The following is a 26893-nucleotide window of genomic DNA, read 5'->3' as shown; positions in this document are numbered from 1 at the left end:
TGACGCCTCCGGGCGCTACGCACCCTACGCCATCATCCCCAGGCAAAAGCTGCTACACCACTCGACGGGACATGACCATCTATCGCACTGATAATAGCTTTGCGCAAAGAAGCAGATTTTACCCAATTGTTAATGGTGACTGATCCTGCCAGGAGACGTAAATGCGCTACAAGGTAACGTCAACTGACCAAGTTAAATCACCACATGGGAACAATAAAATATGGAGATACTTTGGAATTGATAAGTTTGTTGATCTTGTCCTTAACAAGGAAATTCATCTAACGAAAACTTCCGATCTTACAGACGCAAATGAGGCGCGGATACCAAATGATATTGAGAAGTCTATAATTTCAAAATATATAAAATCAGGCATGACTATCAGGGATGCACATGAGGAGTTCGCGAGTAAGTATGGGTGGTACGAACTTTATAGAAATGGAACATCTGTAAATTGCTGGTCAATTGATAGAGATGAATCCTACGCGCTTTGGAAGATATATCTTGGCGGGGCAAAATCAGGAATCGCTATCCAGTCAACGGTCAGCTCATTAAGGAGGTCAATCAATAATAAAAATAAGGAACATTCTGACAAAAAACATTACCCTTGCTACATAGGAGAGGTTGATTATACAAACGGCATTGATATTAATAGAATTAATAGACTCAAGCTTGTGTGTACAAAGAGAACATTTTATTCATATGAGCGCGAGGCAAGGCTTATTGTTCTTGACTACCCGAAATCAGAGGGCGGTGAAGATCTGCTATACCCTATCCGTATAGGCGTTGATATTGATGAGCTAATTCACAGCATATATGTATCTCCGTTCTCAGGAAACTGGCTTGGATCTCTTGTGAAGAAGCTATTGCGAGAGCTTCACCCATCACTTGAGAGTAGGGTTGTTTCATCAAGGATATTAGATGTGTAGGCAATATGGGTGACGTTGTTCATATCCTCGATGGTGCTGTAGCGCTCTATCAACGGCAGTACATGGGCGCGCAAACATGGACGGCCCGATACAAAATTCGCGGCATGAAAGGCTATGTGACCTGCGCGACGGGCAAGCGCGATTTGGACGAGGCCAAGGAAGTCGCCCGCGAAAAGTTCTACGAACTGACTGCGGATTACCGTCGCGGCATTGCCATTCACAGCCGCACCTTCCAGCGGTCGGTCGAAGCGTACCTTGAAGACCTCGCTGCCGCTGTAGCGTCAGGGAAAAAGACGGCTCGGACACAACGCGACAACAAGGCCGTCATCGACCGCTATCTGCTACCGTATTTCAAGAACAAGGCCATCGACGCGATCAAGCAGGAGCACATCGAAGCGTATAAGATTTGGCGCTTGAACTACTGGATTAGCGGCCCTGGTTCCAAGGAGGAAACGCGGGAATATATGCGTGCCGGCAGGCTCATCAAGGCCAAAATGCCGAAGAAAGCGCAGACGCAGCGCTCGGGTGAAATCCTCATTCTCAAGGCCATCTTCAAGGCGGCGTTGAAGCGCAAATGGATTACGCGCGATCAAATCCCCGATATTGAGGAAGACCCCCGCGAGGACAATCGGCGGCCAGCATTTTCGCCCTCGGAATGGAAGCGCGTGGAAGCGGCCATGGGGCCATATATAGAGAGTGCCAATGGCCCCGTGGTGCAGCATGACCGCAAGATGCTCTGTGGCTATATGCGGTTCATGTTCGAGACTGGCCTGCGCCCTGGGAAAGAGCACCAGCAACTCAGGTGGGAAGATTGCGAACTGGTTGAGACCAAGGCTGAGTTTGGCACTCGCAAGATTACCCATATCCATGTCCGTGATGACACAAAGACAGGCAAACGGCTCGCGGTCAGCAGCGAGGATACGTGGAGCGCCCTGCAATACATCAAGTCATTTTCGCCTTGGACCAAGCCCCGCGATCCTGTATTCGCCGACAGAGCGACCGGAAAACCGATCAAGAGCTTCATCCATGGAATGGAAGCTCTGCTCAAGACGGTCGATTTGGTCACGGATCGACATGGGGATAAATTCGCGCCATACAGTCTGCGCCATACCTATGCGACTGACCGCCTGATCAACGGCAGAGTGGATGTGTGGCTGCTGGCGAAGAACATGGGCACGAGCGTGGAGATGATCCGCAAGCACTACGGCCAGGACGAGCCGCAGCAGCGCTCGGAGGAACTGACCCACGATAAACAGCAGCTTGATATGAAGACATGGATCGCCATGCTGACCGAGAACCCCGCGATGGCCGAAGCGCTATTGCGGAAAGCGCCCGAAGGCCCGACTTTTGATCCTGATGCGCCCGAGGCTGAACCTGATCCCAATCTGCCGCAGCGGCGAGCGAAGATCAGATTGAGCGATATGCTGGACTGATTTTGGTCAGGCCGTTGTCGTGTTACACGACACGCACACCTTAATATATGGACCACCTCAGCTCTGCTGGCGCTCGACGGAATGAGACGCGGCCAATGACAGGCAGAGATTGGAAAGGCTTGGCTCTTGCAGCAACGTGGCAGCTTCGGCGGCACTCACCCATCGCTTTTGTCGCTGGCCAATTTCAGGCCAATTCTCTTCCTCCGCATCGACCAGCAGCAGATAGACCACGACATCGAGAATGAGCTGTCGGTCTTTGAGGCGCTTGATCGTTCTGTAAATGGCCGCAGCATTTTCCGAAATTCGGCCTCGGATGCCTGCCTCTTCAAATGCCTCTTTCTCCGCAGACGCTGGCAATGAAAAGCCAGCCGCAACATTGCCTTTTGGGATATTCCATCGTCCAGTTCGCCGCGTTGTGATCAGCAGCACCTCGACGGAACCGTCAGGCAGAATGCGATATGGCAGTGCTGCGGACTGAACTGACCTTCCCAACTCGCCCCCACTTTGCCGCGTTGCATGACAGTGACCATAACGGCAGCGGCCCAAATGTGACAGGCTGGATTGGCTCAAAACTGTAATAAATAGCCATGCTCGTTGTCGTGTTACACGACACTCTATATATGGACCGCCGTGGCTTTCGCGCTGCCAACCGCCGCACACGCTTCAAAGCCGGGGACCGTGTAGTGCGGCACTCATGAATCCAGCCCCGCTTGTATGGGGCTGGAAAAGCTTCTTACGCGAGCTTCTTGCCGAAACGGCCTTTTGCGGCGGCCAACTGCTTGTCCAGTTCGCCTGCGACCACGGCCTCACGCAGCAGCGTCAAAGTCGGGACCAGTTCGGCCACCGCGCCGACCTCGATGGCCGTCTTCTTCGGCTTGATCTCGATCACCTTGTTGCCGTAGCGCACTTCCAGCATGAACGCGCCATTGGTTTCCTGCCAGTACCAAGGCCGAAAGCGGATCAGCTTCTCCTGTAGCGTTTTCTCACCACCAGCGCCTTTCACCCAATGCCGACGACGAAGCTGAAAGCTTTCGCCGCTCTGCATCGCTTCCGCAGCAGCGATCTGCTGGTTGATGGCCTCGACCATCCTGTTTCGCAAATGTCCTTCAGGCGTGCTGGCCGCCGCCCTACGGGTGATTTCCATCAGCTTCAGCTTGTCCAACGTGCTCATTTCCAATTCTCCATATGGGAACGTACAATGAACACGGTATGGGTGATTGAAGCGGATCACAACGAAAAGACAGGCGGCGACTTGCCATCGTTCCCGAAAAAATAGTGCGTAGGTTAAACCTACGCATGGCCATGTCGTGTAACACGACAGCCGAGCGGAATGTCCTGTAGGTTTTTCCGACGGGAGGCTCGTGTAGGAAAAACCTACGAGTGCCGTGTCGTGTAACACGACATGCCGATGAACATACATGATGTATGTTGGGGTCGATCAGCGTCATTCAGGTCACAGCCATCAATGCTGGCCGCGTGCTCGCCTTGGCCGATATGGAGTTGATCCTCGATGGCGTATCGTTTTCGGAGCAGGCCCGTCTGGTGCGGGCAATCGGATCTCCACGCGACGAACCAGCAAGCTATTGACTATAATGCGCATGATGATAATTCTTATTAGATTTAACTGCATTTGGAGACTTCCATGCGTGCCCTTCGTATCCCTATGGCGCTCTCTCTGGCTTTTGCCATCATGTTGGTTTCGACGGGAGCGCAGGCAGGAGAGCAGGAGTCGTCTATTGCTCGTGGTGGCCGTCTTTATGATAAGTTCTGGACTGAGAACAAGCTGTCAAAGCCAACTGACGATCACGCTACCTATCCAAACAAAGGCGGGAAATATGGCAAGGAAGTGTCTTGGCGCTGCAAGGAATGTCATGGCTGGGACTACCTCGGAAAGGACGGTGCCTATGCCACCGGCGGACATGCCACAGGGATTAAGGGAATTCAGGGTTCTGCGGGCCGAGACCCTGTAGCGATTGCCGCCGTTCTGCGCGACAAAACTCACAGTTATACAGAGGCACATCTTTCCGAGCGCGATGTCGCCGACCTTGCCTTATTTGTCTCCAAGGGTCAGATCGAAATGACTAAGTTTGTGGACTACGCGGCCAAGAAGGCCAAGGGCGATGTCGTCAAGGGAGAGCAGTATTACAATACGGTTTGCGCCGGATGCCATGGAATGGACGGCAAGAAAATCACCAATGCCGAACCGCTTGGCGCAGTGCAGAATCCACAAGAAATGATGCACAAGATTATGAATGGCCAAGCTGGGGAGTCCATGCCCGCACTCCGCCTCTTCGGCCCTCAGGTCTCCGCCGATTTGGTGAGCTATGTCCTAACGCTGCCGAGGCAATAGGGCGTGGGGCTATTGTCAAAGGCAGCTGGTCGATTGAAAGTTGCGTGGCGGACATTTTGGAGCCCGCCACGCAGTCTTTCGCTTGGGGCTATCCTTATCGTAGGAATTCTAGCCGGAGCTGGACTGTTATGGGCAGGAGATGCCATAATCCAGCGAACAAACAGCCTAGAATTCTGCATATCGTGCCACGAGATGGAAGCAACTGTATATGAGGAATACAAGAAATCCTCCCACTACAGTAACCCTTCGGGAGTCAGGGTAATCTGTTCGGATTGCCATGTTCCTAGGGCCGGTCTGGCAAAATTAGTCCGCAAGGTTGAGGCAGCCGCCGATATATACCACACATTAGTTGGTACTATTTCAACTCCAGAGAAATTCGAGGCCCGGAGGCGACTATTAGCCGAGCGTGTATGGGACAGTATGCTCAGAAGCGATTCACGCGAATGTAGGACCTGTCATAGCTACGAGGCTATGGCGTTTCACAAGCAGGGTAATGATGCCCGGCAAAAAATGAAATTGGAGGCCGCACCCAACAATAAATCCTGCATTGAGTGCCATAAGGGCATCGCCCATAAGTTTCCTCCTGAGCCACGTGATGATTAACCAATCATGGCACATCCCGGTCATCCACCAGGGTACAGCTACAGCACCTCCACGGCAGCTTTCATCATCTGGTCGTTGACCTCGATGTACCGCTGCGTGGTGGACAAGTGGCGATGGCCTGCCAGCGTCATAATGACCTTCGCGGAAACGCCGCTGTGGGCCAACTGGGTGATAAACCACCGCCGACCGCTGTGGCTGGTTGCGCCATCAATTCCGGCCAGTGCGTAAATCTGTCCGAAGAGCTGGCAAAGCGTGTTGGCCGAAAACGCAGTGGCCTTTTGTGTCACGAGGAACGGCGCAGCGCGATCTGTTGTCGTGTTACACGACAGGAAGCGTTCCAGTTCGCGGCGCAGCTTGCCGCTGACGAACACCGCTCTGGCCTCGGCGGTCTTGGTATAGTGGGCCAACAGCGTGATCTGGTCCTTCACGCGGCCATCGCCATCAAGGACATCGCCGAGTTTCAAATGGGCAATTTCGCCGACGCGCATTCCTGCGTAGAAGCTCAACATGACCGCTATGCGGTTGCGTGCTGCATGGCGTTGATTGGCGATCACGGACAGCACGCGCTTCAGTTCCGCTTCGCTGAGTACCTAGGCCTGTTTCATCGCTTTACCTAATGAAATGTTATCGCACTAGGTAAAACATTATATGAGTGAAATAGCCGGTATCGCTACGGTGATTATCTGCATTGATAATCAAGGGATTAACTGCAAACATAATGAAATGCTGCTTTTATTATGTTTTTGCTCATAGCTGATTTCCTGTTGCAATGAGCTTTGTCAGATCGCCTTGCTTTTTCAGCATGGAAGCTTTTGTGCTGCTGACCTGCTCGCGCTTCTTCTGAATGGAAGCGGCTTGTTTGAGCTTCCTGGCTTGTTCGGCCTTCGCGTCGGCCTGCTTCTTCAAATTATCCCCGATGCTGTTGGCCTTGATCTCCTCGGCCACGATTTCCCACATCCGCATCGGCGTTCTCCTGCTGTCGGTTTTTCCGACGGTATTTATGGACGCGGTCAACTTGTCGGGAATCCCGACAAGTTGGAGACATGCAGGCCGCGAGAATGACATGTGTGGAAATGGGGGTTGCCAAGCTAAATCAACAAGGGAATTATGGCTTTAGTATCGTGCGCAGCGGAGGGGCGAGCGCATGGGAGAAATTGACATAGCCTCGTTGGCGCAAATCGCCAAAAACGGCGATTTCCTCCTGAACAAGCTGGCCGAGGCTCGGCGGAGTGTCATTGTCCTGCGCGATCGGCTTCAATCTGCCGGTGAGCTTACGCCGTCAGCCATCGCCTCCCTTGATCAGGCCGACGAGGCATATCGGACCTCAATTGAAATGGTGAGAAATATCCGCTCGCTTCAAGCCGACACAGTCGCCAAGCTCTCTGTCCTCCTGGGCAATCGCGAATAGCCATTACGGATTGTGCGCAACCACAGATTGTCGCGTTACACGGCAAAGGGTTGGGCGTGAGAAGCTGCATTCATCGGGGCAAATGCACGATGGATTGCCCCGCAAGCAGTGGCCAATTTGCAGTGGTTCAGTTCGGCGCAACGGCAGCCAACATCCACGAGTTCCTGTAGCAGCGGATTGCTCGATGACCGCTGCAAACTGACCATCGCCGCTACTCGCTTGGCGATGCAATGGCGTTCACGCCGTTCACTGCCAAATGCCATTTTCACCTCGGTCATTTTCCTGACGGATGAATTCCAACTTCGCGGGCCTTCCATGATTACCTTGGCCTCATCTGGAAGGCGTGGAAACCCACAGAGTTTTTCAATTTATGACGTATTGTTGCGCCGCACTCGGCCGCCTACTTGTCGGGATTCCGGACAGGAAGCTGGCCGACAGATGGGCCACATCGGCATGAGCGACGTGGGCGCGTGCCATGCGTAGGTTAAACCTACAGGGACGAGTGTCGTGTAACACGACAAGGCGTTATTCCGCTGAATTTCAGCAGCATAATCAACGAATTATGAATGTGCTGGTTTGCGCTATGCAGCAATGGAGCAAACCGTGAAAATTGCAGAAAATTATTTTGCCAAGCGGCCACAAATAGGGCGCCGACCATCATAAATACAATGCTGGGGCTTAGCTGTGTCCGACGGGATCAGTGACAGCCTCTTTCATTGCGTTTTCCAGGCCGCCCCAGCGTTTCAACTGAAAACGCTCGAGGGAGAAAACGAAAATGGCAGATATTCAATGGAACAGATACTTAAACCGACTTTGCGACCTGCGCGGCGATGCGCGGTTTGACGACATGCTCATCGGCTGCATCGCGGCATTTCACGCCAAGGGGCGCACGTCCGACAAGCAGGGCGATTGGCTGGTCAGGCAGTTGGACATGCATTATGGCATCCAGGTGGCCCACGAAGGCGCAATACAACTGACGAAGGAACAGCGACGGCCGATCAGGCAGGCCGTGGATTTCACAAATGCCAATGCATCAAGTGGCCGAATGGCCTATCTGCATGGGCGTTTCCCACACGCTTTTCACACCGTTTCCACATCTTTCCCACACGGTTTCCACACCAAAGGCGCTAATTCGTCTGTTACCACAACGACTTATCCAGTCACTATTGCTAGGCTATTGCTAAAACTAATCGATACGCCGTTGGCGTTCACAATGCCTTCGGCCTCGACCGATGGCCTTTCAGCCCAAGTCGATGGCGGCTCGCCTGTTGCTCGCCACCAGATCACCGAGGCGGCTTTGCCCATCGCGGTGAATACCAATGTGATTGACGATGCGGCTTCGCCACTTCGTGGCTTCGCCGCCAAATCGGACGAGCCATTTCATCAAGGGAAAGACCCAAAGACAGCCAATGCCAATTCACCCATGGAGGCAAAAGCCAATCGGCCAACGGGGCAGGTGAAGGCCATTTCCCAAAAGGCCAATATATCGCTGTGGGTCGATGGCGGCTCACGCAGCCATGTGCGAGGCCGACTGGAAGTCGGAGAAAAAGAGTTCCGCCTGAACTTCCGCACTCCGCGACGTGCCGAGGAACTGATCTATGTGGAGCGGGGCCAGGGCGCGGAAGCACGGCAGTGGTACGAGGCCATCAGCGGCCATCTCATTCCCAGCTTGCAGGCCAAGGCGGATGCGGCCAGCGGCAGGCTACCCCAAAATCATGTCGCCAGCGCCGTCCATGAACTTGGCGATACGCGTTGCCAACAAATTGGCTTGGTTGGCGGCTTTGCCTTCCTGAGCTATCGCGGCGATGTGCCGTCACGGTGCATCGTGCAGATCAATGACACGACTTGGCAGTTCGAGCTACAGGCGACCCGCAGCTCGAACCTGAAAGCACCTCAGTTCAAGGCAACCTCCGAGCCGTCATCATTAGCAGCGTAGCGATGATGGCCTGATGTACGGCTTCTTCGATCAGCACGATTTCGCGGTTAAATCCGATCTCGCAGTAGCCCCTTGGCAAATAGGTCAGTCTGTTCATGGCGTTTTCTCCTCCTTGCGGCAGCGTCCATCGTGGCGCTGCTCCGCAAGCGTATTTAGCGCCAGGGCTAAATAGCTGGTCTTAAACGCTTGGGAGGAACGGCCATGCTGCTGGAGGTCATCTATGGGGAATTGCGCGATATGTGGTTGGTCGAGAGCCAGTATGAGTTTTCACGGTTTTGGCTCGGCCAGTCGCGCAGCTATATGTCCTGCGCCAAGGCCCGAAAGCGTCAGCCGTCGCTGCTGGTGCTGATGCGGCTGTCGCAGCGGCTTACATCGATCTCGGCCAAATATGCGGCAGTGGCGACGACCGAGATGGAGCGGGTCAACTGTTATCGGCTGGCCGCACTAAGCGATCAGGTCGGAAATGCGCTGGGTCATCAGTTGTTATCTGGGGGCTAACGATTGTACGGTGAGGTTTTAGGGAGGAAATGGATGTGCTTTGGGTCTTCTGCTGTTGTATGATTGACAAACCACCCCAACAGAAACTCAGCCATCTCGTCTGCCATAATAGAGTCAATCGATATTGACTCTATAAATATGCGTAATGACTTTAGCAAGTCGGCGTGAAGCCTCTTATGTCCCTCGAGATCATTATAACCAACGCTCTCCAAAAGCCCCTCTTCACTGAAGAAGTGGAAATCTGCGTATTTGTATAGTTCAGCGCAATGTCGAGATAAGCGCTTCGCATCAACTCCTCGCGCAGCCTCGCTTGTAAATTGCTCAATCAGGTCCAGAAAAACTTGATGCTCGGAGTCAATTCGCGGATGGCCAACTTCATATTCAGGCTTCCAGCGAGTATCCATTATGGCAATCCCCCGAGTGCTTCCGCCGCCATCTTGGCGAATATGGAAACGGTAGCACAAGACATGGGCGCTCTGAAACATTGGAGGCGCGCCATCAGCTCGGAGGCTGTTGTCGGGACTCCCGACAAGTTGGCCTGCCGCCTGGGCCGAACCATCCAGTCTGATTTCCCATTATAGTATACGCGGCCAACCGAAGAACCGCCATGAACAGCAGAAAAGCCCCGCCTCTTATTAGTGGATGGATTTGGCAAATACTGAGAATACATAAAATAATTTTTATATTTTGGCGCGCAGTGAGGAAGGCAAAGCGAGACACTCACTTGCACAACGGAAGGAAAAGCTATTTACCAGAATCATTGTCTGCGAGATCAGCTTGGTCATCATTAATAATGTGTTGCCGCAGCCAGTGATATATGAACTCTTCAACTTTTTTAAGTATTTCCGAGTGATCGCCATCCCACATATCATTTAGCGCTACGAGTGCATGCAAATGAGATCGGCGATGTGAAAGTAAATCTGCTCCAATATGACCAATATGAAGCTCTTCATCATCAAAGTGCTTTTTAATATGATCAATTATTCTTGCGTAAACAAACTGTGCCAGCTTCCAATTTTCGGCGCGAACATATTCACCAAGCACTTTTGCCATGGAGAATAAATTCTTGTGCTGACTGTCAATCCATTCGATGCCGACCGATAGCGTATCGTCCCAGCAGTAGGTTTCTGGAATGTTATGCGCTATGCCGCTATAATCACAGTCATCAACAATTTCGTGATTATATAGGCAATCCTCAATTTCATTAACAATTGAAAATTTTGTCGATGTTGATGTTACAAGCTTTAATGCTTCAATTGAGGTCGATATTGAATTTATTATTTCTCTATGTTTTTCTTTGTGTTCATTGGCTTTGCTATAGCTTGCGTCTTTGAGGGCAGTTTCTTCAGCCGCGAAGTGCGTTGCAAGCGCCTCCTTGAATTCGACGCAAGCCGTTATGAATTCCTCATCACTCCTTCCTTCTCTAAGTGTTGTGACGATTTTCTGGACCAAATCCATCAGAAGCAGATGCTGCGCATCCATTGCTGCGTGCCCAATTGCTCTTAGGACTTTCGGAGACATTGTGCGCTCCAGGGAGTGCTGTTGATGGAGGAGGAACAGTGCATAATAAGTCAGCATCAACGAAAGCCAAGGAACTTGTCGGGACTACCGACAAGTTGGCCTGCCGCCTGGGCCGAACCATCCACTCAGATTTCCCATTATAGCATACGCTATCAACCGAAGAGCCGCCAAGAACAAACAACGAACTCATTGCGCCGCAGCGAGCCGCACTGGGCCTAACAGGATGAAAACATTGAGAAATACCAAGAAAAATTAGCAGTTTCGTCAGCAGTTTGATTTCTGGCTTAAATATGCTATGAAATACAATGTATTACAGCTTCACTAGCAAACTCTGACTCCGCCAGTCTAGGTTCGAATCCTAGTCCCCCAGCCAACTTCACCGGCATTATGTAGCAAGCTCACTGTCGGTTTCGGCTTTAAGCCGGATTTTGCACCTTTAATCCGGACGGCGACAGCCATAGAGCGGATGGATTCGGGCGCTCACTCACCCACGAAATCGTTGTAGGGCAGTCAGTTAGCGGCGTTATCCGGGGGTAATTCGCCGGAGAGAGCGCCTGTTGTCGCCATTGTCGGCTTGACGCTGAAGATTTCGGATTCGTCCGGCTTATGGGCTATCCGTTAGAAGGTGGCGGAAACCTCTCTATACGACCTTTTGCGCCACCCCGTGAGGCCGAGGTTGAAGGTGGCACCCGCTAAGGCCAGAAGTCGTCCAGGTCTTCTTCTTCGGGAGGGGCATCAGGATTCATCTGTCGTTTAAGGTCGTAAAGTTCGGCCATAGGGTCGGGAAACATCATTCCTTCGTACCCACTGCGGCGCGACGGCGTGTCCATCTGCTGGCCTCTAAGTGCGATCACGCGATGAATTTCCCCTTCGTCCTTTGGGTCAACACCGTAGGGGGCGGCAATCAAATTGGCGGCGATGGCAGAAAGCTCAGGAGCGGCAAGGTCCCCGGCCATCTTGATCGGCCAAAGCTGCGCGGTGACATCAGCCACATCGTAGATGCTGTTCAGGGAAAGATTGGCGATATTCCCGGCTATTCGGCGAATTACGTGGGCAACTTGGGTTGCGAGGTCGATATGCCCCAGGCGGACAAACGCAACGGCGTGAGCCGACAGCATGCGCGCCACCTCGTCTGCCATTCCAGGGGCCGCGTTGATCTTGTCCCTCCCCCAGAAACAACCCGATGCCCAGATGAACTGGCTGGCAAGCTTATCGAAGGTCTCGTTCTCGTCCTCAGATAACTTCGGGTCGAGGCTTTCCAATTGTTGGCGCAGCGTCTTGAAAATCTCGTCCAGGACCATGATCAGGTCGGCCATCACCAGCGAACTGCTAAAATCCACTTTGCTGGCTACGTCCGACAGGTGCTTCGCGGTCGCTTCACACACCTCTGAGAACCGTGTCAGCCGGTCACGCCTCGGGTGTTCAGGATCATGCCCGGGAATCAGACTGCATGCCGTTTGAATGAGACTTGCCAGCGAGTGGTTGGAGGTCGAAGCATAAGGAGGGAATGAGCCAGCCATCAACCCGACCTTGGTGGACGAGGCAATGGCAAATGGCAGGAGGAATTCAAGGTAATAGAAAGCCTTAGACAGCAGGACGGCTCGCCGGTACCGCTCGCGCCCAAGCTCGGCCATGGCGATTTCCACAATCGCGTCAGCGGCGGTATTCGCGACTACCCAGCTTCCCATGCCATAACCGGCGGCGGCGACCTTTGCCGCAACATCGATGAGGCTCGCGTCTACCGCGTGCGTGTCATAGGCTTCCGGGATATGGGCCAGTACCAGACGGCACATTCGAATGGTTTCCAGCCCAGCATCCTGCATCTTTTTTTGTAAGGCGGTTTCCGCGCAGCGATCCATATAGCTCAGCGGCATATAGATGTACGGCGCCTTCACGATCCTTCCGGACGAAACCGTGATCTGTGCCGTGTTGGCGGCAATCGTGCCCAACACCTTGATGGCGTTCTGACAAGTTTCCTCCATTCCAAGGGCGGCGGCTTGGTTGCTCACCGTCATGATCCCCTCATAGATTGGGTTGACGATGTGATCCTCGTCCTGACCGAAAGAGCTTTCTTTCTTTATATTCAGATAGAAGACAGCAATTGAGCCAAGGCCGCTGAATATCTCGGCCACCGTACTCTGCTCCCGGCGCTCCAGGGCCTTGGCGGCCATCTCCAGAAGGTCTTTGTTCCAACGTCTGACAGGATCAAGCAAGGCCGATGCCCGAAAATAGATGCCTGCCCGGCGGTAGCGGTCATCAAGATTGGGACCATTTGGGTCCAATCCTTCGACGAATGCGCAACGCCGAACCTCCCTATCTGCCCACTGGATTGCCTGTGCGGCCTGTCGGGTGAGAATGCGTGGCGCGTTTGCTGGGTCAAGAAGGGTGAGAAAGCGCCAATAGAACGCCCGGAGACAGTCCACGCCACTACCGAGCAATACGGCCTGGACGACAAATAGCATTCTAGGGCGGAGGGTGAACAGCCCGCTTCCAGACATGAACGCCAGCACCACGGCGGCGACCAAGGTTCCAAAAGCAAGCCTGAACGTCTTGTCTTTGGCGTAGAGATGGATGATTGAGGCCGAGAAATGATCTGCTGCCCGTTGAATGGGGATGACGGAGAGCGTCAGGGCGAGCGCGAGCACAGTTGCCAAAGCCCCGCCCAGGCCGATCCCAATTTCCACCGCCTTGTAATTTCCCCACTCCATCGGCATCCATGCGGCGAAGATCGCCGCACAAATCAGGATAGATATGGTGGCCCAATAAGGGGCGAGCCTTGATCGTATATTTCGCTCCAGGATCACCAAGCGTTGGCGTGTTTGGGCGAGGAAAAAAAAGCGTGTTAAAGCGGGCGCGCCTCACTCTCAAGGAGATGGCCGCACGAAGCCTACCAAATCTCCCTGCCGCGTTTTGATCCTGGATATCGCCCTGCATTACTCGGCCCCTCACGTCGCATCAGTCGATGCGGCACATATATTTCTTAAGCACCCAGCCCTGGCGCGCTGTACCCGTAAGCTGATTGAAATACTCGACACTGACCCATTTCCCGGCACGTTCGGCCAAGCTCACGACCTCTCCAGGGGATAGCACGGCCAGCGTTTCAGACTTCATCCGTTGATCCGCCTTCACTGGCATGGGTCGTTTGACCTTGTACAAATGGGCCTGTGGCAGGTCGCACGCCTTCTCAAAGGCCATTGACTGGGCTTCTTCAAGTGCCTCGGCCAGCCGGTGCGGATCGAATACGACGATGCCGACGGTCGTGTTCGATCCTACGTACCCGACTTCCTGGTGACCTATCGCGGCGGCCGGCCGGTGCCTGTTCAAGCTTGCGCGTAATAGAACTATAAGAGAAGCATCGAAGCTTTCGTTTCCTCCATCTGTACAGAGATGGTAACCGGCTGACAGTGCCGCGTTCATAGGCGGTCAGGCGGCCATGGTGTCATCGGTTTCCTGGCGGGTCACCTCCTTGGTTGGGAGTATGCCTTCAAATTGAAGGAACAACTCGTAGGGATGCTGGTCTGGGCGACCGTAGAATTCGCGGCCATTGTCGGACAGCACGGTCTCGATCACCGCGTCATGCTCTTCAAAAGTGGCGAGCACGTCATTGTTCATCAGGTGGACGGCGGTGAGTGGCAGCTTGTTGGGGCACAAATCCCCCGACATGACGGCGCTCACCCGCAATGTTCGCGGGTCCGAATGGATCGAAATTCGTCTGGGCTAACGCCCGCTTATTGGACGAGTTTTGGATAAGTTTTGGACGCTTACGAATTTATCAAATTAAATCAGCTGGTTACCTTCAATGCACCGTGCAGACCATGCAGGGATCGAAGGAGCGGACCACATGCTGCACCGCGACCGGCGTGGTATCGCCGGGCGCGGCGGGGGTTCCCACCAGGGCCTGTTCCAGCGGCCCAGGGATTCCGTCGCCATCGCGGGGCGAGAAGTTCCAGGTGGTGGGGGCGACGATCTGATAGCCACCGATACGACCCTGGCGGGCGGTGAGCCAATGGCCCAGGGTGCCGCGCGCGGCCTCTACCAGGCCGAGCGCCTGACCATCCAATGGCTCTTCCGGCATGGCGTCGCAAAAGGGCTCGCCGGGTCGGATGGCCCTGACCCACTCCTCCATGGCCGGAATCAGGCGCGCCAATTCCAGCAGCCTGGCCACCACCCGGGCCATGACGGACCCGCCGCCGTGGTCCGCGACCAGGGCACGGGCCAGCGGATGGCCGTCCACTACCTGCCGGGCCAGGGCGCCGACCTCGACCGCGTGGCCACCCAGGCGCGGCGCCTTGCACCAGCTATAGGCGCCCGGCTTGTCGGCATCGGGTCGGGTCTGGCCATCGAAGGGCGAGCGGGTCTCCCCCTCCATCCAGGCATGGACGAGGTCCTCGCGGATAGACGATGGGTCCAACGGCTGCACGCCGCCATGCGGGGTCCAGACGCCCGGGCCGAACAGCCCGAAGCTACCCGAGGACATCAGGGTGCCCGGCCCCCTGCCCAACCGTTCCAATCCCAAATCGCGGGCGATGTGGAGGAACAGCCGGAAATCGCCCCGGTCGGGGGCTTGGGCCTCGGCCCAGGCGTTCAGGCGGTCCAGACTGTCCAGCGCCGCCACCGCTTCAAGCCGGTCGGCGAACAGCCCTTCTTCCAGGCTCTCGCGGAACTCGGCCAGGATGGACAGCAGACGGACCTTCTCGGATGGGTCGATGCCCTTGGTGACACCGCCGGGCTGCAGCGCCAGGGAATGAGGCCATTTGCCCGCCAGCAGCCCCATGACATGCAGGAAGCGGGCACGGGCGGACAGCAAGGCGCGGGAGGCCTCGCCCTCATGGGCGGCAAAACGCCTGCGGGCGGCATCATACCAGGGGCGTGACGCATAGCAGGCCCGAGCGAAATCCGGCGCGAAGAAGACGGTGAAATGGGTCAGGTGGTCGGCGGCGTTCTCGCAGGCCAGGATCAGGTCGGCGGCCAGGCGGCCATTGGCGGGGGCATCCACCGGGGCGAGCCGGGCCATGGCGCGGGCGGCAGCCACCGACTGCGATACCGAGCAGATACCGCAGATGCGCGGCGCGATCACCAGGGCATCCGAGACCGGGCGGGCCAGGAGAATTTGCTCGAAGCCGCGATAGAGCGGCGCCGTCACCCGTGCCTCGGCGACCAGACCATCGGCGATATCCAGGGCGACTTCCAGGTCGCCCTCGACCCGGTTGAACGGCCCCATGATCAGACGGCGGGTGGTCCCGGTCATGGCAGTTTTGGCGCCCGGCGTGCCGGAGGCACCAGCACATGGTCGGCATGGGAGTTGGTGCGCACCCTTTGGGGTGTCGCCGATTTGGACAAGGCGGCCAGGGCCACGAACCAGGCCTTGGGCATGTCCACCGGCAGACCAACTGGAATGCCCGCCAGCTTGGCGGTTTCCTGGAACGGCCCCGATGGGCTTTCAAAGCCGGGACTGGTGCAGTTGACGCAGGCATAGCCCGCATCGGTGCACGAGCCATAGCCGTTCCAACGGCGGATATTGCAGTCTCCAGGCGCCTGGGTGGCACGGCAGCCGAGGTTTTCCATCAGACACCCCCGATCGGAGGGCCGCGCCGCGCTGGCCTTGAACTCGTAGAACTCGTTGCGGCCGCAGCCGTGATGGGCCAAGTGGTCGGCGATGGCGCGCGGCCGCCCCAGGGAGTCCAGCCGCTCCGGCCCGAAATCGCCCAGGGTCAGGGCGGCCAGGGTCTCCACCATCCAGCCGGGATGCGGCGCACAACCCGAGACATTGATGACCGGCAGTCCCGACGCCGAGCGGAAATCCTTGCCCAGGGCACCGCCACTCTCCCAGGCATCGAATTGCAGCCCGCGGGCATCGGTGGGATTATCGCCCGCCATGGGCATGCCGCCAAAGGCGGCGCAACTGCCCACCGCCATCACATGCCGCGCCCGCGGCGCCAGCCGGGTGATCCAGTCCCGCATGGGCAATCCGGTGCCCGACAATATCTGAAACCGGCCGGTGCCGTTGGGGCCGTCCAGCACCGCCCCCTCGACGCACAGACAGTCGAGTTCCTGGTGACCTTCGGCCACCGCGTCGAGGATGGCGAGCGCTTCGGCACCGCTCTCCTCGGACAAGGACGGGTGCCAAAGCAGGCGGATACCGAAGCGGCCCAGGGTCTTGACCAGCCCCACATCCTCGGCGGCCAGCGCCGACATGGTGCAGCCGCCGCAGGACCCGGCCTGCAGCCAAAGAACGGTAAACGCTTTGCCCGATGTCGCCATGAAATCCGCTGGTCCTGACTCCTGCGTCTCACATTAGGCGGAGCGGCAAGGCCGGTGCAAGGGGGCGGGCTGAATGACCAGTCCCCTCCCCATCCGGGGGGCGGGACTGGTCAGACGGTACAACAGGGGTCAGGCGGCGTGGCGATGCTCGCCCACCGCCTTGATGGCATCGAGGAACTGGGTGACCTCGCTGGCAAGGGCATCGGATTGGCGCGACAAATCGTCGGCGGTGGACAGGACCTGATGGGCGGCGCTTCCCGTGGTGGAGGCTCCCTGATTCACCAGGGCAATGCTGGAGGTGACCTCGCGGGTGCCGCTGGAGGCCTGTTGCACATTGCGGGCGATCTCGCCGGTGGCGGCGGTCTGTTCCTCCACCGCCGAGGCGATGGCCGAGGCATTCTCGGTGATGGCAGAAATGGTGCCGCCGATGCCACGGATGGCCGTCACCGCGTCGCGGGTCACCGACTGCACCGAATTGATCTGGGCGCCGATTTCCTCGGTGGCCTTGGTGGTCTGGTTGGCCAGGTTCTTGACCTCGTTGGCCACCACGGCGAAACCCTTGCCCGCGTCGCCCGCCCGTGCCGCCTCGATGGTGGCGTTCAGGGCCAGCAGATTGGTCTGGGCCGCGATGTCGTTGATCAGGGTGATGACCTCGCCGATGCGCCCGGTGGCTTCCGACAAGGTGGCGACGATGCCGTTGACCCGGTCGGCCTCGCTGGCGGCTCGCCGGGCGATATCGGTGGAATTGGTGATCTGGCGGGCGATTTCGTGCTCGGAGGCGGCCAGTTCCTCCGCCGCCGCCGCCACGGTCTCCACATTGACCGAGGCCTGTTCCGCCGCCGCCGCTACCACCGTCGACTGGCGCGAGGTATCCTCGGCGATGCTGGTCATGGACTGGGCGGAATCCCGTAATTGATGGGCGGAATTGGTGACGCTTTGCAGCACCGTCTTGACGCTGGCCTGGAAATCGGCGGTCAGCCGCTCGATGGTTTCCTGCCTGCGATTGCGCGCCTCCTGCTCGGCAGCATGGATACCCTCGAGGCGATGGCGTTCCAGTCCATTGGCCTTGAACACCGCCAGGGCGCGGATGACCTCGCCGATCTCGTCCTTGCGGTCGATGGGCGGGATAAGGACGTTCAATTCACCTCCCGCCAGATCGCGCATGGCCGAGATGGCGCCATTGAGGGGAATGGCAATGCCGCGCCGCGCCACCAGCCAGCTGATCAGGATGGTGACCAGGGTGACCAGGGTGGTGGCCCCCATGATGGAATAGAGGGTCCGGTTGGCGGCCGTCAGAAAGTCGGCCTTCTTGATCCCCACATACAGGATGCCGATAACGGCACCGTCCTTGTCGGTGATGGGGTCGTAGGCGGTCATGTAGGGCTCGCCCAGGATGTCCACCTCACCGCGAAAACCGGTCTTCTTGTTGAAGACGGCGTCATAGGCGGCGGTCTTGGCCAACTGGGTCCCGATGGCGCGCGAGCCGTCCGGCTTCATGACATTGGTGGAAACACGGGTATCCCCCATGAACACGGTGGCGGAGCCACCCACCAGGGCCTTGACCTTGTCCACCACCTCGAAATTGCCGTTCAAGGCATGCTCGCCCGCCATCAGCTTGCCGTCACCGATGCTGAATGCGGTGCCCTTGGCCTTCAAGGCGTCCCAGGCGACCTTGATATTGGTGTCGACCCGCTCGCGCGCCGCGTCGGCAGCCGCGGCATATAGCAGGGCCCAGGCCAGCAAGGTAACCGAGATGCCCAGCACCACGACCCCGCACACGGCGAGTCCCATGATTTTGGGAACCATGCCAAAGCGGGTCGTCGGGAAGCTGGCGTTCTCATCACGGGCTGGCATGACCATCCTCCTCATCCTCGGCACTAAACGGAAGTAGTATACCGCGCCGCAAGATAAGGGGGCGCGCTAAATTGTCATAATTCCAGTAGCCATAAGATCGTTGACATAACAAATCCCTGCCTATGACCATAGGCAGGGATTTGATAAATAACGATATTCTAATTAAGCGGCGGCGGGCGCCGGGGCCTTGGGCACTTCCGCCTTGGAGGGCATGACACTGATCAGCGAGGTGATCAGGGCAGCGAAGAAGGGCATGGACTGTACCACCAGCACCAGCGACCACAGCCGCACCGCCGGATCACCGAAATTGTTGGCGGGAATCAGGACGGCGAAGGCGGCGATCCATTGCGCCAGCATCAGGGCGGATTCTTCCGAGGCCATCAGGAAGCCCTGGGTGAAGGCGGCCTTGTTGGCCATCTTCGGTGTCCGCATGAAGGGAGTCGACTTGGTAAAGATACCCTGCCACATGGCCCAGGCGATGGAATAGGTCAGCCCCATTCCGGCGATGGCCGCCAGGGCGCGTTGACGGAATCCGCATTTCACCCGGGTGCCGTACAGGAAGAAGTGGTGGAAGATCTTGGCCACGAACACGCCCACGGTGGGCAGGGTGAAGAAGGCCAGAGGCGTGCCGAAATAGCGCGGCGCCAACACCATGCCCAGCGACCACAACACGCTGGCCACCACGAACAGCAGATAGAGGCCATCGACGATCCAGGGCAGCCAGCCCGAGACGAAGTGGTATTTCTGCCCGGCGGTCAGGCCGGTCTGCTTGAACGGAATCAGCGAGCGCCAATGGGCTTTCAGAATCTGGATGGCGCCATAGGCCCAGCGGAAGCGCTGCTTCTTGTAGGCCATGAAGCTGTCGGGAACCAGGCCATGGCCGATGCGGTCGGGAACATAGACCGATTCATAGCCTTCCTTCATGAAGCGCAGGCCCAGTTCGGCGTCCTCGACGATGCACCATTCGCCCCAGCGCCCGGCCTTTTCCAGGGCCTCCTTGCGGATCAGGGTCATGGTGCCGTGCTGGATGATGGCGTTGGCCTCGTTGCGATAGACCATGCCGATATCGAAGAAACCAGCGTATTCCCAGTTGATCATTTCCTTGAACAGGTCGCCTTCCCATTCGCGGTGGTCCTGGGGCGCCTGGACATGGCCGACCTTGGGGTTCTCGAAATAGGGGATCAACCCCTTCAGCCAGTTCTTGTTGACGATATAGTCGGAATCCACCACGCCGATGACCACCGCATCCTCGGCGGTGACGGTCAGGCCGAAATTCAGGGCGCCCGCCTTGGCGCCGGGCCAGGGCGCCAGATGATAGAACCGGATGCGGGGATCGTTGAGCGACTCGCAGTAGTCCTTCACCGCGCCCCACACCAGTGGGTCCTTGGTGTTGTTGTCCAGGACGATCACCTCGAAATTGGGATAGTCCATGGCCAGCAGCGAGTTGATGGTCAGCTTCACCATCTCGGGCGGTTCGTTGTAGCAGGGCAGATGGATGGAAACCTTGGGGAAATTCTTGCACTCTTCCGGCGGCTGCATGTGGTAGTTGCGCTTGAAGCGCGAGGCCCAGGTCAGCTCGGTGACCTCGATGCCGGCGATCAGCACCACCACCAGCAGCAGCAACTGGGCCGGCAGCAGCAATCCCAGCATCAGGCCGGTGCCCGGCGCCACGTCCTGGATCACCGGCGTCGACATGGTCCAGATCACCAGCGACGAGGCGAACTGCACCAGCACGCCGAAGAAAATCTTGCCGGGCAGGCGCAGGGTCTGCCATTTCAGCAGGAAGAACACCACCGGCAGCAGGGCGATGACGGTGGCGGCCCCGGCCTGGACCGGCCATTCCTCGAACTCGATCACCGGGCCGATCCAGCTGAACTTGGGCTGGCGCTCGACGGTATAGATGCCCCAATGCTTTTCCGACGCGGTGTTGTCCAGGTTGACCTTCCAGGGCTGGTCGAAGGCCTCGACGATATTGTAGTCCAGCCCTTCCTCGTGCGCCCAGTTGACGAAATGGCGCAGGAACAGGGCCTGGTTGACCAGCGACGGTTCCGAGGCGCCGTAATTGCGCCCGGCCGACGGCCAGCCCACTTCGCCGATGAAGATGGGCTTGTTGGGATAGGCGGCCTTGACGTCATTGACCATGCGCTTGGTGAAGGCCATGGCGTTGTCGATATGGATGCCACCCGGTTCCCAGAACGGCAGGGTGTGGATGGTCAGGAAATCCACCTCGGCCGCCAGTTCGGGATGATCCAGCCAGATGGCCCAGGCCTCGGCGGTGCTGACCTTGACCCGCTCGGGCAGGGCGGCCCGCACCTTGCGCAGATAGCGGATCATCTGCTCGGGGGTCAGGCGGTGCAGGGTCAGGTTTTCGTTGCCGATGATCACCCGGTCGACGGTGGGATTGTCGCGCACGATCCGGATGATATTGTCGATCTCGACTTCATTGCGGGCCAGACGCTCGTCCAGCCAGGCGCCGGGCAGAGCCTTCAGCCCGTGGCGCGCCGCCAGCTCGGGGACCTGATCCAGGCCTTCCAGGGTGGAATAGGTGCGGACCTGCAGCACCTTACCCGCCAGCAGGGCAAGATCCTCGTCCATCTCGGCCCGGGTCGGCAGCCTTTCCTCGTCGAGGAACGGATAGCGACGCACCAGGGTGGGGTCGTCGTCGGCCCGGCTGGGCGAGAAAGACACGCTTTTCAGGTTACCTTCCCAGGGAAGGCCGGTCTGGGGGCGGTTGATGGCCGCCCAGAAGCCCAGATTGCCCAGAATGATCAGGAGCAGGACGACAAAGCCGGAAAGACGCATGAAGGTGCGATGCCCGTATGGAAGGTGAGCCGGAACCGACCCGCCGTCGGCGATGAATGGCGGACGGGCGGTGATTCCCTTGAAGAAGCAGGGCTGAACATTATCCCATGCCCGTCAAGCTGTCCAGACGGCCCGGGCGGATGGGGACGGGACGCGGTCCGGAATCATTGGATTTGGCGGTGGGGCCGCTTCGAGCCGACACCGCCGGGCGGGGCGGCACGAGTCCTTTCCGCCTAGGTCCGCGCCTTTTCCTCCCAGCCACCGCGATCGGTCTGCTGGTAGTAGATCAGCTGATGCCCGGCGGCTTTCCAGGTCTTCCAGCGTTCACGAGCGGCCTGCACCGCCTCGGGGTCGTTGCCGTCGAACAGGTCGAGGCAGCGGGAGAATCCATCCACCGCCCGCGAAGACGCGCCGTCACACATGACCAGGATGGTGGCGGCGTTGGGATTCTCGTCGGTGTCGGTCAGCCAGATGGGCTGCAACTCGGCCTCGCCGTCCTTGGCTGAACCGTGGGGCAGCCATGAATCCGGCTCATAGGTCCACAGCTTTTCCGCCAGATGCTCGACCCGCTCGGGCGAACCCGCCAGCACCACCGCCCGATGCCCCGCCGCCAGGGCCTTGTCCAGCAATTTGGGCAGGGCCTGCTCCAGCGACAGACGCATCAGGTGATAGAAGCCGATCTGGGTCATGGGCGTGGCGGCGGAGCTCCCGGGGCACGGTGCGACAGATAGGCCAGACGCTTGGCCTCGCGCCGCCCATGGGTGACGGTGTCCAGGATCAGCCCGGCGGTCAGGCTGAGGAAGGCCAGGATCATGATGCCGGTGGCCAGGATGGCGGTGGGAAAGCGCGGCACCAGGCCGGTCTGCATATAGGTGGCGAAGACGGGTTCGGCCAGGATGAACGCCAGCCCGGCCAGAAGGGCGAAGATGGAGCCGAACAGCGCCAGCGGCCGTTCGCGCTTGAGCAGCTTGATGATCATCATCAGGATGCGCCAGCCGTCGCGATAGGTATTGAGCTTGGACACCGAGCCCTCGGGCCGCGCGAAATACGGCGTCTCGATCTCGGCCACCGGCATGGACAGCGACAGGGCGTGCACCACCAGCTCGGTCTCGGTCTCGAAGCCTTCCGACATGGCGGGAAACGACTTGACGAAGCGGCGCGAGAACACCCGATAGCCCGACAGCATGTCGCAGAAGCGATCGCCGAACAGCCAGGCGACGAAGCCGGTCAGCAGATGGTTGCCGAACTGGTGCCCGGCGCGGAAGGCGCCCGCCTCCTCGGTGCGCAAGCGCGAGCCCACCACCATGTCCAGATTGTCCTCCACCAGGCGATTGACCAGGGCGGGGGCGCTGGGGGCGTGGTAGGTGGCGTCGCCATCCACCATGACGTAGATATCGGCCTCGATATCCGAGAACATGCGCCGCACCACATTGCCCTTGCCCTGCAGCGGTTCAGAGCGAACCACGGCCCCGGCGGCGCGGGCCAACTCGGCGGTACGGTCCTTGGAATTGTTGTCGTAGACGAAGATTTCCGCCTCGGGCAGGGCGGCGCGGAAGTCACGCACCACCTGCTCGACGGAGTGTTCCTCGTTGTAGCACGGGATCAGGACGGCGATGGAGGTCATGGGCCTTCCGGAGGTTGGGAGCCGAGCCACAGACTTTTGGAAAAGCCCGGCAATGTCAACCGAATCACTCCTTTTCCGCCGCCGGATCGAGACCGGGGGGATAGGGCCAGGACTTGACGACCCGCCATCCCGTGCCCTCCGCCGCCAACAGATGCGAGGCCCGTTCGTCCAGGGGTAATCCCAGCACGGCCACTACCGCGGGATTGAGGGTGCGCACCCACAGATAGGCCGGGCGGTATGCAGCCAAGCCCTGGCCCAGGCCATCGACGTTGAAGGTGGTGACATTGGCCACCATGCGCCGACCATATCCCATGTGGTAGCTGGCGAAATTGCCATAAAAGCCGGTGCCGCGCGCGTCCACCGTCAGCATGGGGGCGCCGAACGGCACCAGCGGCGTCATCTCGCGGATCACCCGATAGGCGTCGAGCTTGGCGGGATTGCGGTCGAAGCGAATCCATTTGAGGGCGGCGAAGGGCACCGCCACCGCCGCCAGACCACCCAGGGCCAGCGCGGCGCGGCGAAGGTCCGGCCGTCCCCACAGCCCTAAGCGCCGCAACGCCTCGCCCGCCACCAGGGCCAGCACCAGCATCTGGAACAGGCCGAGATGGGTGTTGTAGCGCCAGAACGAGGCGGCATTGGCGCTCTCATAGCCCGCCAGGATGGCGAGATAGACGAACAGCAGGAACAGGTTGTAGCCCAGGAAGCACAGCGCGAACAGCGTCACCAGCCGCGACCGGCCGCGACCGGCCACCGCCAGGACCACCAGGACTAGGCCGAAGCCGAAATAGCCGCCCTTGGACAGGGCCACGTCCTTCATGCTGGTCAGCATGGCGGGCAGCAGATGCCATTCCCAGGTGGCGGGCGGCCGCACCGACAGTTCCCCCACCCCGGCGGTGACGTGCAGCCGCCAAGCCAGCACCGCCAACGCCATGGGCAACAGCCCCAGGGCCAGTCGCCGCCCCAGATGCATCAGGGGTTCGCGCCGCAGCAGCGCATCCAGGCCCAGGGCCACCAGCAGCAGCCCCATCAAGGCAAAATTGCCCTGCTTGGTCATGGGCAACAGGGCGAAAACAAAACCAAACTGGATCACCGGAGCACGCCCCTGGCGCAGCCGCAAGCCCAGGACCGCCGAGAACGCGACCGCCACCGCCGTGGCGGTATCGGCATATCCGGACAGCACCAGCTTTGGCACGAAGGTGGTGCCAAGTGAGGTCACCGCCAGGACGCCCCAGGCGCACACCGTCCATCCCGTCGGCTGATCGTCGCCCCGGAACAGTCGCACCGCCAGCCGGGCGGTCGCCGCCAGCAGCAGCAGGTTGAACCAGGGCGCGATGGTGTCGAAGAACCCTCCTCCTAGGCGCGACACCAGCAGATAGACCACGGTGATGCCTGGGGGATAGGCGGGAAACACGCTGTCCGAGGGCGGATGGGCGGCACCGGGGAAATGGTCGAACAGCACCAGATAGCGGGAATTGGGCAGCCATTGGGTGAACTCGTCCCACTGACTGGGCGCCATGGAGGCGGTGGCCAGCAGCAGCGGCGCCATCCAGGCCATAACCTTCAGGGAATCGCGATCGAGCATCGGCTCGCCGCGCCGCCACAGCACCACCCCCGCACCAAAGGCCAGCAGGGCGGACAGAACGGCCAGCGGCGTCAGCGCAAAGCCCAGCCAACCTCCGAACACCACGAAGACCAGCGCCACCACCGACCAGCCAACCAGCAGATCAGCCTCGGGAAGGCGGTCACGGCCCCCCAGGGCGGCACCGATGACGGAAAATCCGCAGGCCACCACCAGCACTCCGGCCAGGGCTAGGAGCTGGGACGCCGAGGGAAGGAAGAACGCGATAAGGTCCGGCATTATCCTAAACGAAGGCCCGCATCCTTGCGAATGCGGGCCTTCGCCTTCTTCAGGTCAGATCACCGCGGGACGACTACTTGTCTTCCTGCTGGGCCTTGCGCATGGCGGCACCCAGGATGTCGCCCAGGCTGGCGCCCGAGTCGGACGAACCGTACTCGGCCATGGCCTGCTTCTCTTCCTCGACCTCGCGCGCCTTCACCGACAGGGTGATCTTGCGGGCGGCCTTTTCGAAGGCGGTGACCTTGGCGTCGAGCTTCTCGCCGACCGCGAAGCGCTCGGGGCGCTGCTCGGAGCGTTCACGCGACAGCTCACCCTTGCGGATGAAGCCGGTCATGCCCTCGACGGCCACTTCCAGGCCGTTCTCGGTGACCTGGGTCACTGTGCAGGTAACCACGTCGCCCTTCTTGATGGCGGCGGCGGCGTTCTGGAAGGGATCCTCGGACAGCTGCTTGATGCCGAGCGAAATCCGCTCCTTCTCGATGTCCACGTCCAGGACCTTGGCCTTGACCACATCGCCCTTCTTGAAGTCCTGGATGGCGGCTTCGCCGGACTTCTCCCAGTCGAGATCGGACATGTGAACCATGCCGTCGATATCGCCGGGCAGGCCCACGAACAGGCCGAACTCGGTGATGTTCTTGATCTCGCCTTCGACGATGGTGCCCTGGGGGAAGCGATCCAGGAAACCTTCCCACGGATTGTTCATGGTCTGCTTCAGGCCGAGGGAGATACGGCGCTTCTGCGGATCCACGTCCAGCACCATGACCTCGACCTCCTGGGAGGTGGAGACGATCTTGCCGGGATGGACGTTCTTCTTGGTCCAGGACATCTCGGAGACGTGCACCAGACCCTCGACACCGGGCTCGAGCTCCACGAAGGCGCCGTAGTCGGTGATGTTGGTGACGCGGCCGGTGAACTTGGCGTTGACCGGATACTTGGCCTCGACACCCTCCCACGGATCGGCGTCAAGCTGCTTGATGCCGAGCGAAATACGCTGGGTCTCGGAGTTGAAGCGGATGACCTGCACCTTGACGGTCTGGCCGATATGCAGCGCCTCGGAGGGGTGGTTGATGCGCTTCCAGGCGATGTCGGTGACGTGCAGCAGGCCGTCGACGCCGCCCAGGTCCACGAACGCACCGTAATCGGTGATGTTCTTGACCACGCCTTCCAGGATCTGGCCTTCCTTCAGGTTCTCGATCAGTTCGGAACGCTGCTCGGCCCGGGTCTCTTCCAGCACGGCGCGGCGAGACACCACGATGTTGCCGCGCGAGCGGTCCATCTTCAGGATCTGGAACGGCTGGGGGGTGCCCAGCAGCGGGGTGATGTCGCGCACGGGGCGGATGTCCACCTGGCTGCCCGGCAGGAACGCCACGGCGCCCGACAGATCGACGGTGAAGCCACCCTTGACGCGGCCGAAGATCACGCCGTTGACGCGCTGCTGCGCCTCGAACGACTTCTCCAGCAGGGTCCAGGCTTCCTCGCGCTTGGCCTTCTCGCGGGACAGAACGACTTCGCCGTTGCGGTCCTCATAGCGCTCGATGAACACATCGACGCGGTCACCGGCCTTCACGTCGGCGGTACGGCCGGCGGTGGCGAATTCCTTCAGGGGCACGCGGCCTTCGGACTTGAGGCCCACGTCGATCACGGCGACGTCGCCATCGACCTCGACGATCAGGCCGGTGATCACCGAGCCTTCGAACGAGCCACCGACGCCCAGGGACTCATCCAGCAGGGCGGCAAAATCTTCCATAGTCATAACAGTCATGTTCCTTTCGATCGATATTTCAGGCCAGCCGGTTGTCTCCGGCGGTCTTGAGCAAAA

Annotated in this window: 23 protein-coding genes and 2 pseudogenes; 7 read left to right on the top strand and 18 right to left on the bottom strand. The window is 58.8% G+C overall.

The genetic code is table 11. The annotated features are described in order from the left end of the window. The first annotated feature begins 161 nt into the window (after window positions 1-161). Window positions 162-926 (top strand): hypothetical protein, encoded by a 765-nt coding sequence (locus tag A6A04_RS22095; protein WP_156612414.1) that lies wholly within the window; start codon window positions 162-164, stop codon window positions 924-926. Between the two features lie 5 nt (window positions 927-931). Beyond that, entirely contained in the window at window positions 932-2359 is a 1428-nt protein-coding gene (locus A6A04_RS01535) for a tyrosine-type recombinase/integrase (RefSeq protein WP_068489478.1), read from the top strand. A gap of 57 nt (window positions 2360-2416) precedes the next feature. Here the strand turns inward: A6A04_RS01535 and A6A04_RS01530 are convergent, their stop codons facing one another. Together A6A04_RS01530 and A6A04_RS01525 are read right to left on the bottom strand one after the other, a co-directional pair. Beyond that, on the bottom strand, window positions 2417-2788 hold the full coding sequence (locus A6A04_RS01530) for an NUDIX hydrolase (RefSeq protein ID WP_216636068.1): 372 nt from the start codon (window positions 2786-2788) through the stop codon (window positions 2417-2419). Between the two features lie 304 nt (window positions 2789-3092). Next, complete coding sequence (locus A6A04_RS01525) at window positions 3093-3530, bottom strand: DUF6641 family protein (RefSeq protein ID WP_068489476.1); 438 nt, start codon at window positions 3528-3530, stop codon at window positions 3093-3095. Window positions 3531-4001: 471 nt separating this feature from the next. Here A6A04_RS01525 and A6A04_RS01520 point away from each other — a divergent pair, with 471 nt between their 5' ends. After that, a complete protein-coding gene (locus A6A04_RS01520; protein WP_068489475.1) occupies window positions 4002-4709 on the top strand; it encodes a c-type cytochrome in 708 nt (235 codons plus the stop codon). 3 nt (window positions 4710-4712) lie between these two features. Next, window positions 4713-5312, top strand: a complete 600-nt coding sequence (locus A6A04_RS23560) for a NapC/NirT family cytochrome c (RefSeq protein WP_407670233.1) — start codon at window positions 4713-4715, stop codon at window positions 5310-5312. Window positions 5313-5350: 38 nt separating this feature from the next. Here the strand turns inward: A6A04_RS23560 and A6A04_RS01515 are convergent. Further along, window positions 5351-5887 (bottom strand): annotated as a pseudogene (locus A6A04_RS01515) (tyrosine-type recombinase/integrase); the annotation flags it as partial. Window positions 5888-6059: 172 nt separating this feature from the next. Then, window positions 6060-6275, bottom strand: a complete 216-nt coding sequence (locus A6A04_RS01510; protein ID WP_068489473.1) for a hypothetical protein — start codon at window positions 6273-6275, stop codon at window positions 6060-6062. Window positions 6276-6456: 181 nt separating this feature from the next. Between A6A04_RS01510 and A6A04_RS01505 the strand changes: the two genes are divergently transcribed. Beyond that, complete coding sequence (locus tag A6A04_RS01505; RefSeq protein WP_068489472.1) at window positions 6457-6720, top strand: hypothetical protein; 264 nt, start codon at window positions 6457-6459, stop codon at window positions 6718-6720. Window positions 6721-6755: 35 nt separating this feature from the next. Here the strand turns inward: A6A04_RS01505 and A6A04_RS22090 are convergent, their stop codons facing one another. Further along, window positions 6756-6998: a hypothetical protein gene (locus A6A04_RS22090; RefSeq protein ID WP_156612413.1), complete on the bottom strand. Its 243-nt coding sequence runs from the start codon at window positions 6996-6998 to the stop codon at window positions 6756-6758. 497 nt (window positions 6999-7495) lie between these two features. On the opposite strand from A6A04_RS22090, the gene A6A04_RS01500 reads away from it, so the two are divergent. Together A6A04_RS01500 and A6A04_RS01495 are read left to right on the top strand one after the other, a co-directional pair. Next, on the top strand, window positions 7496-8656 hold the full coding sequence (locus A6A04_RS01500; protein WP_068489471.1) for a hypothetical protein: 1161 nt from the start codon (window positions 7496-7498) through the stop codon (window positions 8654-8656). 201 nt (window positions 8657-8857) lie between these two features. Further along, entirely contained in the window at window positions 8858-9154 is a 297-nt protein-coding gene (locus A6A04_RS01495; RefSeq protein WP_068489470.1) for a DUF6626 family protein, read from the top strand. Here A6A04_RS01495 and A6A04_RS21470 read toward each other — a convergent pair. The 13 genes and pseudogenes from A6A04_RS21470 to rpsA all read right to left on the bottom strand — a co-directional run bounded on the left by A6A04_RS21470 (window position 9151) and on the right by rpsA (window position 26836). Beyond that, window positions 9151-9558 (bottom strand): bacteriohemerythrin, encoded by a 408-nt coding sequence (locus A6A04_RS21470; protein ID WP_172822713.1) that lies wholly within the window; start codon window positions 9556-9558, stop codon window positions 9151-9153. The genes A6A04_RS01495 and A6A04_RS21470 overlap by 4 nt on opposite strands. A gap of 340 nt (window positions 9559-9898) precedes the next feature. After that, on the bottom strand, window positions 9899-10675 hold the full coding sequence (locus tag A6A04_RS21465) for a bacteriohemerythrin (protein ID WP_172822712.1): 777 nt from the start codon (window positions 10673-10675) through the stop codon (window positions 9899-9901). A 692-nt stretch (window positions 10676-11367) separates the two neighbouring features. Further along, entirely contained in the window at window positions 11368-13482 is a 2115-nt protein-coding gene (locus tag A6A04_RS01480) for a hypothetical protein (RefSeq protein WP_156612412.1), read from the bottom strand. A gap of 148 nt (window positions 13483-13630) precedes the next feature. Then, window positions 13631-14092 (bottom strand): SH3 domain-containing protein, encoded by a 462-nt coding sequence (locus A6A04_RS23665; RefSeq protein ID WP_068489466.1) that lies wholly within the window; start codon window positions 14090-14092, stop codon window positions 13631-13633. A gap of 60 nt (window positions 14093-14152) precedes the next feature. After that, window positions 14153-14332 (bottom strand): annotated as a pseudogene (locus tag A6A04_RS01470) (IS481 family transposase); the annotation flags it as partial. Between the two features lie 139 nt (window positions 14333-14471). Beyond that, window positions 14472-15923: a nickel-dependent hydrogenase large subunit gene (locus tag A6A04_RS01465; protein ID WP_068489464.1), complete on the bottom strand. Its 1452-nt coding sequence runs from the start codon at window positions 15921-15923 to the stop codon at window positions 14472-14474. Continuing rightward, window positions 15920-16936, bottom strand: coding sequence for an NADH-quinone oxidoreductase subunit B family protein (locus A6A04_RS01460; RefSeq protein WP_068489463.1), 1017 nt, complete (start codon window positions 16934-16936; stop codon window positions 15920-15922). Before A6A04_RS01460 ends, A6A04_RS01465 begins: the two co-directional genes overlap by 4 nt. A gap of 129 nt (window positions 16937-17065) precedes the next feature. Next, window positions 17066-18790: a methyl-accepting chemotaxis protein gene (locus tag A6A04_RS01455; protein WP_156612411.1), complete on the bottom strand. Its 1725-nt coding sequence runs from the start codon at window positions 18788-18790 to the stop codon at window positions 17066-17068. 162 nt (window positions 18791-18952) lie between these two features. Further along, entirely contained in the window at window positions 18953-21592 is a 2640-nt protein-coding gene (locus A6A04_RS01450; protein WP_068489461.1) for a glycosyltransferase, read from the bottom strand. A gap of 233 nt (window positions 21593-21825) precedes the next feature. Continuing rightward, window positions 21826-22281: a DNA polymerase III subunit chi gene (locus tag A6A04_RS01445; protein WP_068489460.1), complete on the bottom strand. Its 456-nt coding sequence runs from the start codon at window positions 22279-22281 to the stop codon at window positions 21826-21828. Further along, window positions 22278-23216 carry a glycosyltransferase family 2 protein gene (locus A6A04_RS01440; RefSeq protein WP_068489459.1) on the bottom strand — a complete coding sequence of 313 codons (939 nt, stop codon included), beginning with the start codon at window positions 23214-23216 and terminating at the stop codon, window positions 22278-22280. The genes A6A04_RS01445 and A6A04_RS01440 overlap by 4 nt, the downstream gene beginning before the upstream one ends. A gap of 64 nt (window positions 23217-23280) precedes the next feature. After that, entirely contained in the window at window positions 23281-25074 is a 1794-nt protein-coding gene (locus tag A6A04_RS01435; RefSeq protein ID WP_068489458.1) for a hypothetical protein, read from the bottom strand. A 73-nt stretch (window positions 25075-25147) separates the two neighbouring features. Further along, on the bottom strand, window positions 25148-26836 hold the full coding sequence (gene rpsA / locus A6A04_RS01430) for a 30S ribosomal protein S1 (protein WP_068489457.1): 1689 nt from the start codon (window positions 26834-26836) through the stop codon (window positions 25148-25150). Window positions 26837-26893 lie beyond the last annotated feature (57 nt).

It is taken from the genome of Paramagnetospirillum marisnigri, from assembly GCF_001650715.1.
GTDB classification, from domain to species: Bacteria; Pseudomonadota; Alphaproteobacteria; order Rhodospirillales; family Magnetospirillaceae; genus Phaeospirillum; species Phaeospirillum marisnigri.
Note: the sequence above shows the minus strand (reverse complement) of the source record. Positions and strands in the feature narration are given on the sequence as shown.

What these genes read in the sequence shown, in the direction of transcription:
- A6A04_RS22095 (WP_156612414.1), top strand. Translation starts at nt 162, where the DNA reads ATGCGCTACAAGGTAACGTCAACTGACCAAGTTAAATCACCACATGGG.
- A6A04_RS01535 (WP_068489478.1), top strand. Translation starts at nt 932, where the DNA reads ATGGGTGACGTTGTTCATATCCTCGATGGTGCTGTAGCGCTCTATCAA.
- A6A04_RS01525 (WP_068489476.1), bottom strand. Translation starts at nt 3,530, where the DNA reads ATGAGCACGTTGGACAAGCTGAAGCTGATGGAAATCACCCGTAGGGCG.
- A6A04_RS01520 (WP_068489475.1), top strand. Translation starts at nt 4,002, where the DNA reads ATGCGTGCCCTTCGTATCCCTATGGCGCTCTCTCTGGCTTTTGCCATC.
- A6A04_RS01510 (WP_068489473.1), bottom strand. Translation starts at nt 6,275, where the DNA reads ATGCGGATGTGGGAAATCGTGGCCGAGGAGATCAAGGCCAACAGCATC.
- A6A04_RS01505 (WP_068489472.1), top strand. Translation starts at nt 6,457, where the DNA reads ATGGGAGAAATTGACATAGCCTCGTTGGCGCAAATCGCCAAAAACGGC.
- A6A04_RS22090 (WP_156612413.1), bottom strand. Translation starts at nt 6,998, where the DNA reads ATGACCGAGGTGAAAATGGCATTTGGCAGTGAACGGCGTGAACGCCAT.
- A6A04_RS01500 (WP_068489471.1), top strand. Translation starts at nt 7,496, where the DNA reads ATGGCAGATATTCAATGGAACAGATACTTAAACCGACTTTGCGACCTG.
- A6A04_RS01495 (WP_068489470.1), top strand. Translation starts at nt 8,858, where the DNA reads ATGCTGCTGGAGGTCATCTATGGGGAATTGCGCGATATGTGGTTGGTC.
- A6A04_RS21470 (WP_172822713.1), bottom strand. Translation starts at nt 9,558, where the DNA reads ATGGATACTCGCTGGAAGCCTGAATATGAAGTTGGCCATCCGCGAATT.
- A6A04_RS21465 (WP_172822712.1), bottom strand. Translation starts at nt 10,675, where the DNA reads ATGTCTCCGAAAGTCCTAAGAGCAATTGGGCACGCAGCAATGGATGCG.
- A6A04_RS23665 (WP_068489466.1), bottom strand. Translation starts at nt 14,092, where the DNA reads ATGAACGCGGCACTGTCAGCCGGTTACCATCTCTGTACAGATGGAGGA.
- A6A04_RS01465 (WP_068489464.1), bottom strand. Translation starts at nt 15,923, where the DNA reads ATGACCGGGACCACCCGCCGTCTGATCATGGGGCCGTTCAACCGGGTC.
- A6A04_RS01460 (WP_068489463.1), bottom strand. Translation starts at nt 16,936, where the DNA reads ATGGCGACATCGGGCAAAGCGTTTACCGTTCTTTGGCTGCAGGCCGGG.
- A6A04_RS01455 (WP_156612411.1), bottom strand. Translation starts at nt 18,790, where the DNA reads ATGCCAGCCCGTGATGAGAACGCCAGCTTCCCGACGACCCGCTTTGGC.
- A6A04_RS01450 (WP_068489461.1), bottom strand. Translation starts at nt 21,592, where the DNA reads ATGCGTCTTTCCGGCTTTGTCGTCCTGCTCCTGATCATTCTGGGCAAT.
- A6A04_RS01445 (WP_068489460.1), bottom strand. Translation starts at nt 22,281, where the DNA reads ATGACCCAGATCGGCTTCTATCACCTGATGCGTCTGTCGCTGGAGCAG.
- A6A04_RS01440 (WP_068489459.1), bottom strand. Translation starts at nt 23,216, where the DNA reads ATGACCTCCATCGCCGTCCTGATCCCGTGCTACAACGAGGAACACTCC.
- A6A04_RS01435 (WP_068489458.1), bottom strand. Translation starts at nt 25,074, where the DNA reads ATGCCGGACCTTATCGCGTTCTTCCTTCCCTCGGCGTCCCAGCTCCTA.
- rpsA (WP_068489457.1), bottom strand. Translation starts at nt 26,836, where the DNA reads ATGACTGTTATGACTATGGAAGATTTTGCCGCCCTGCTGGATGAGTCC.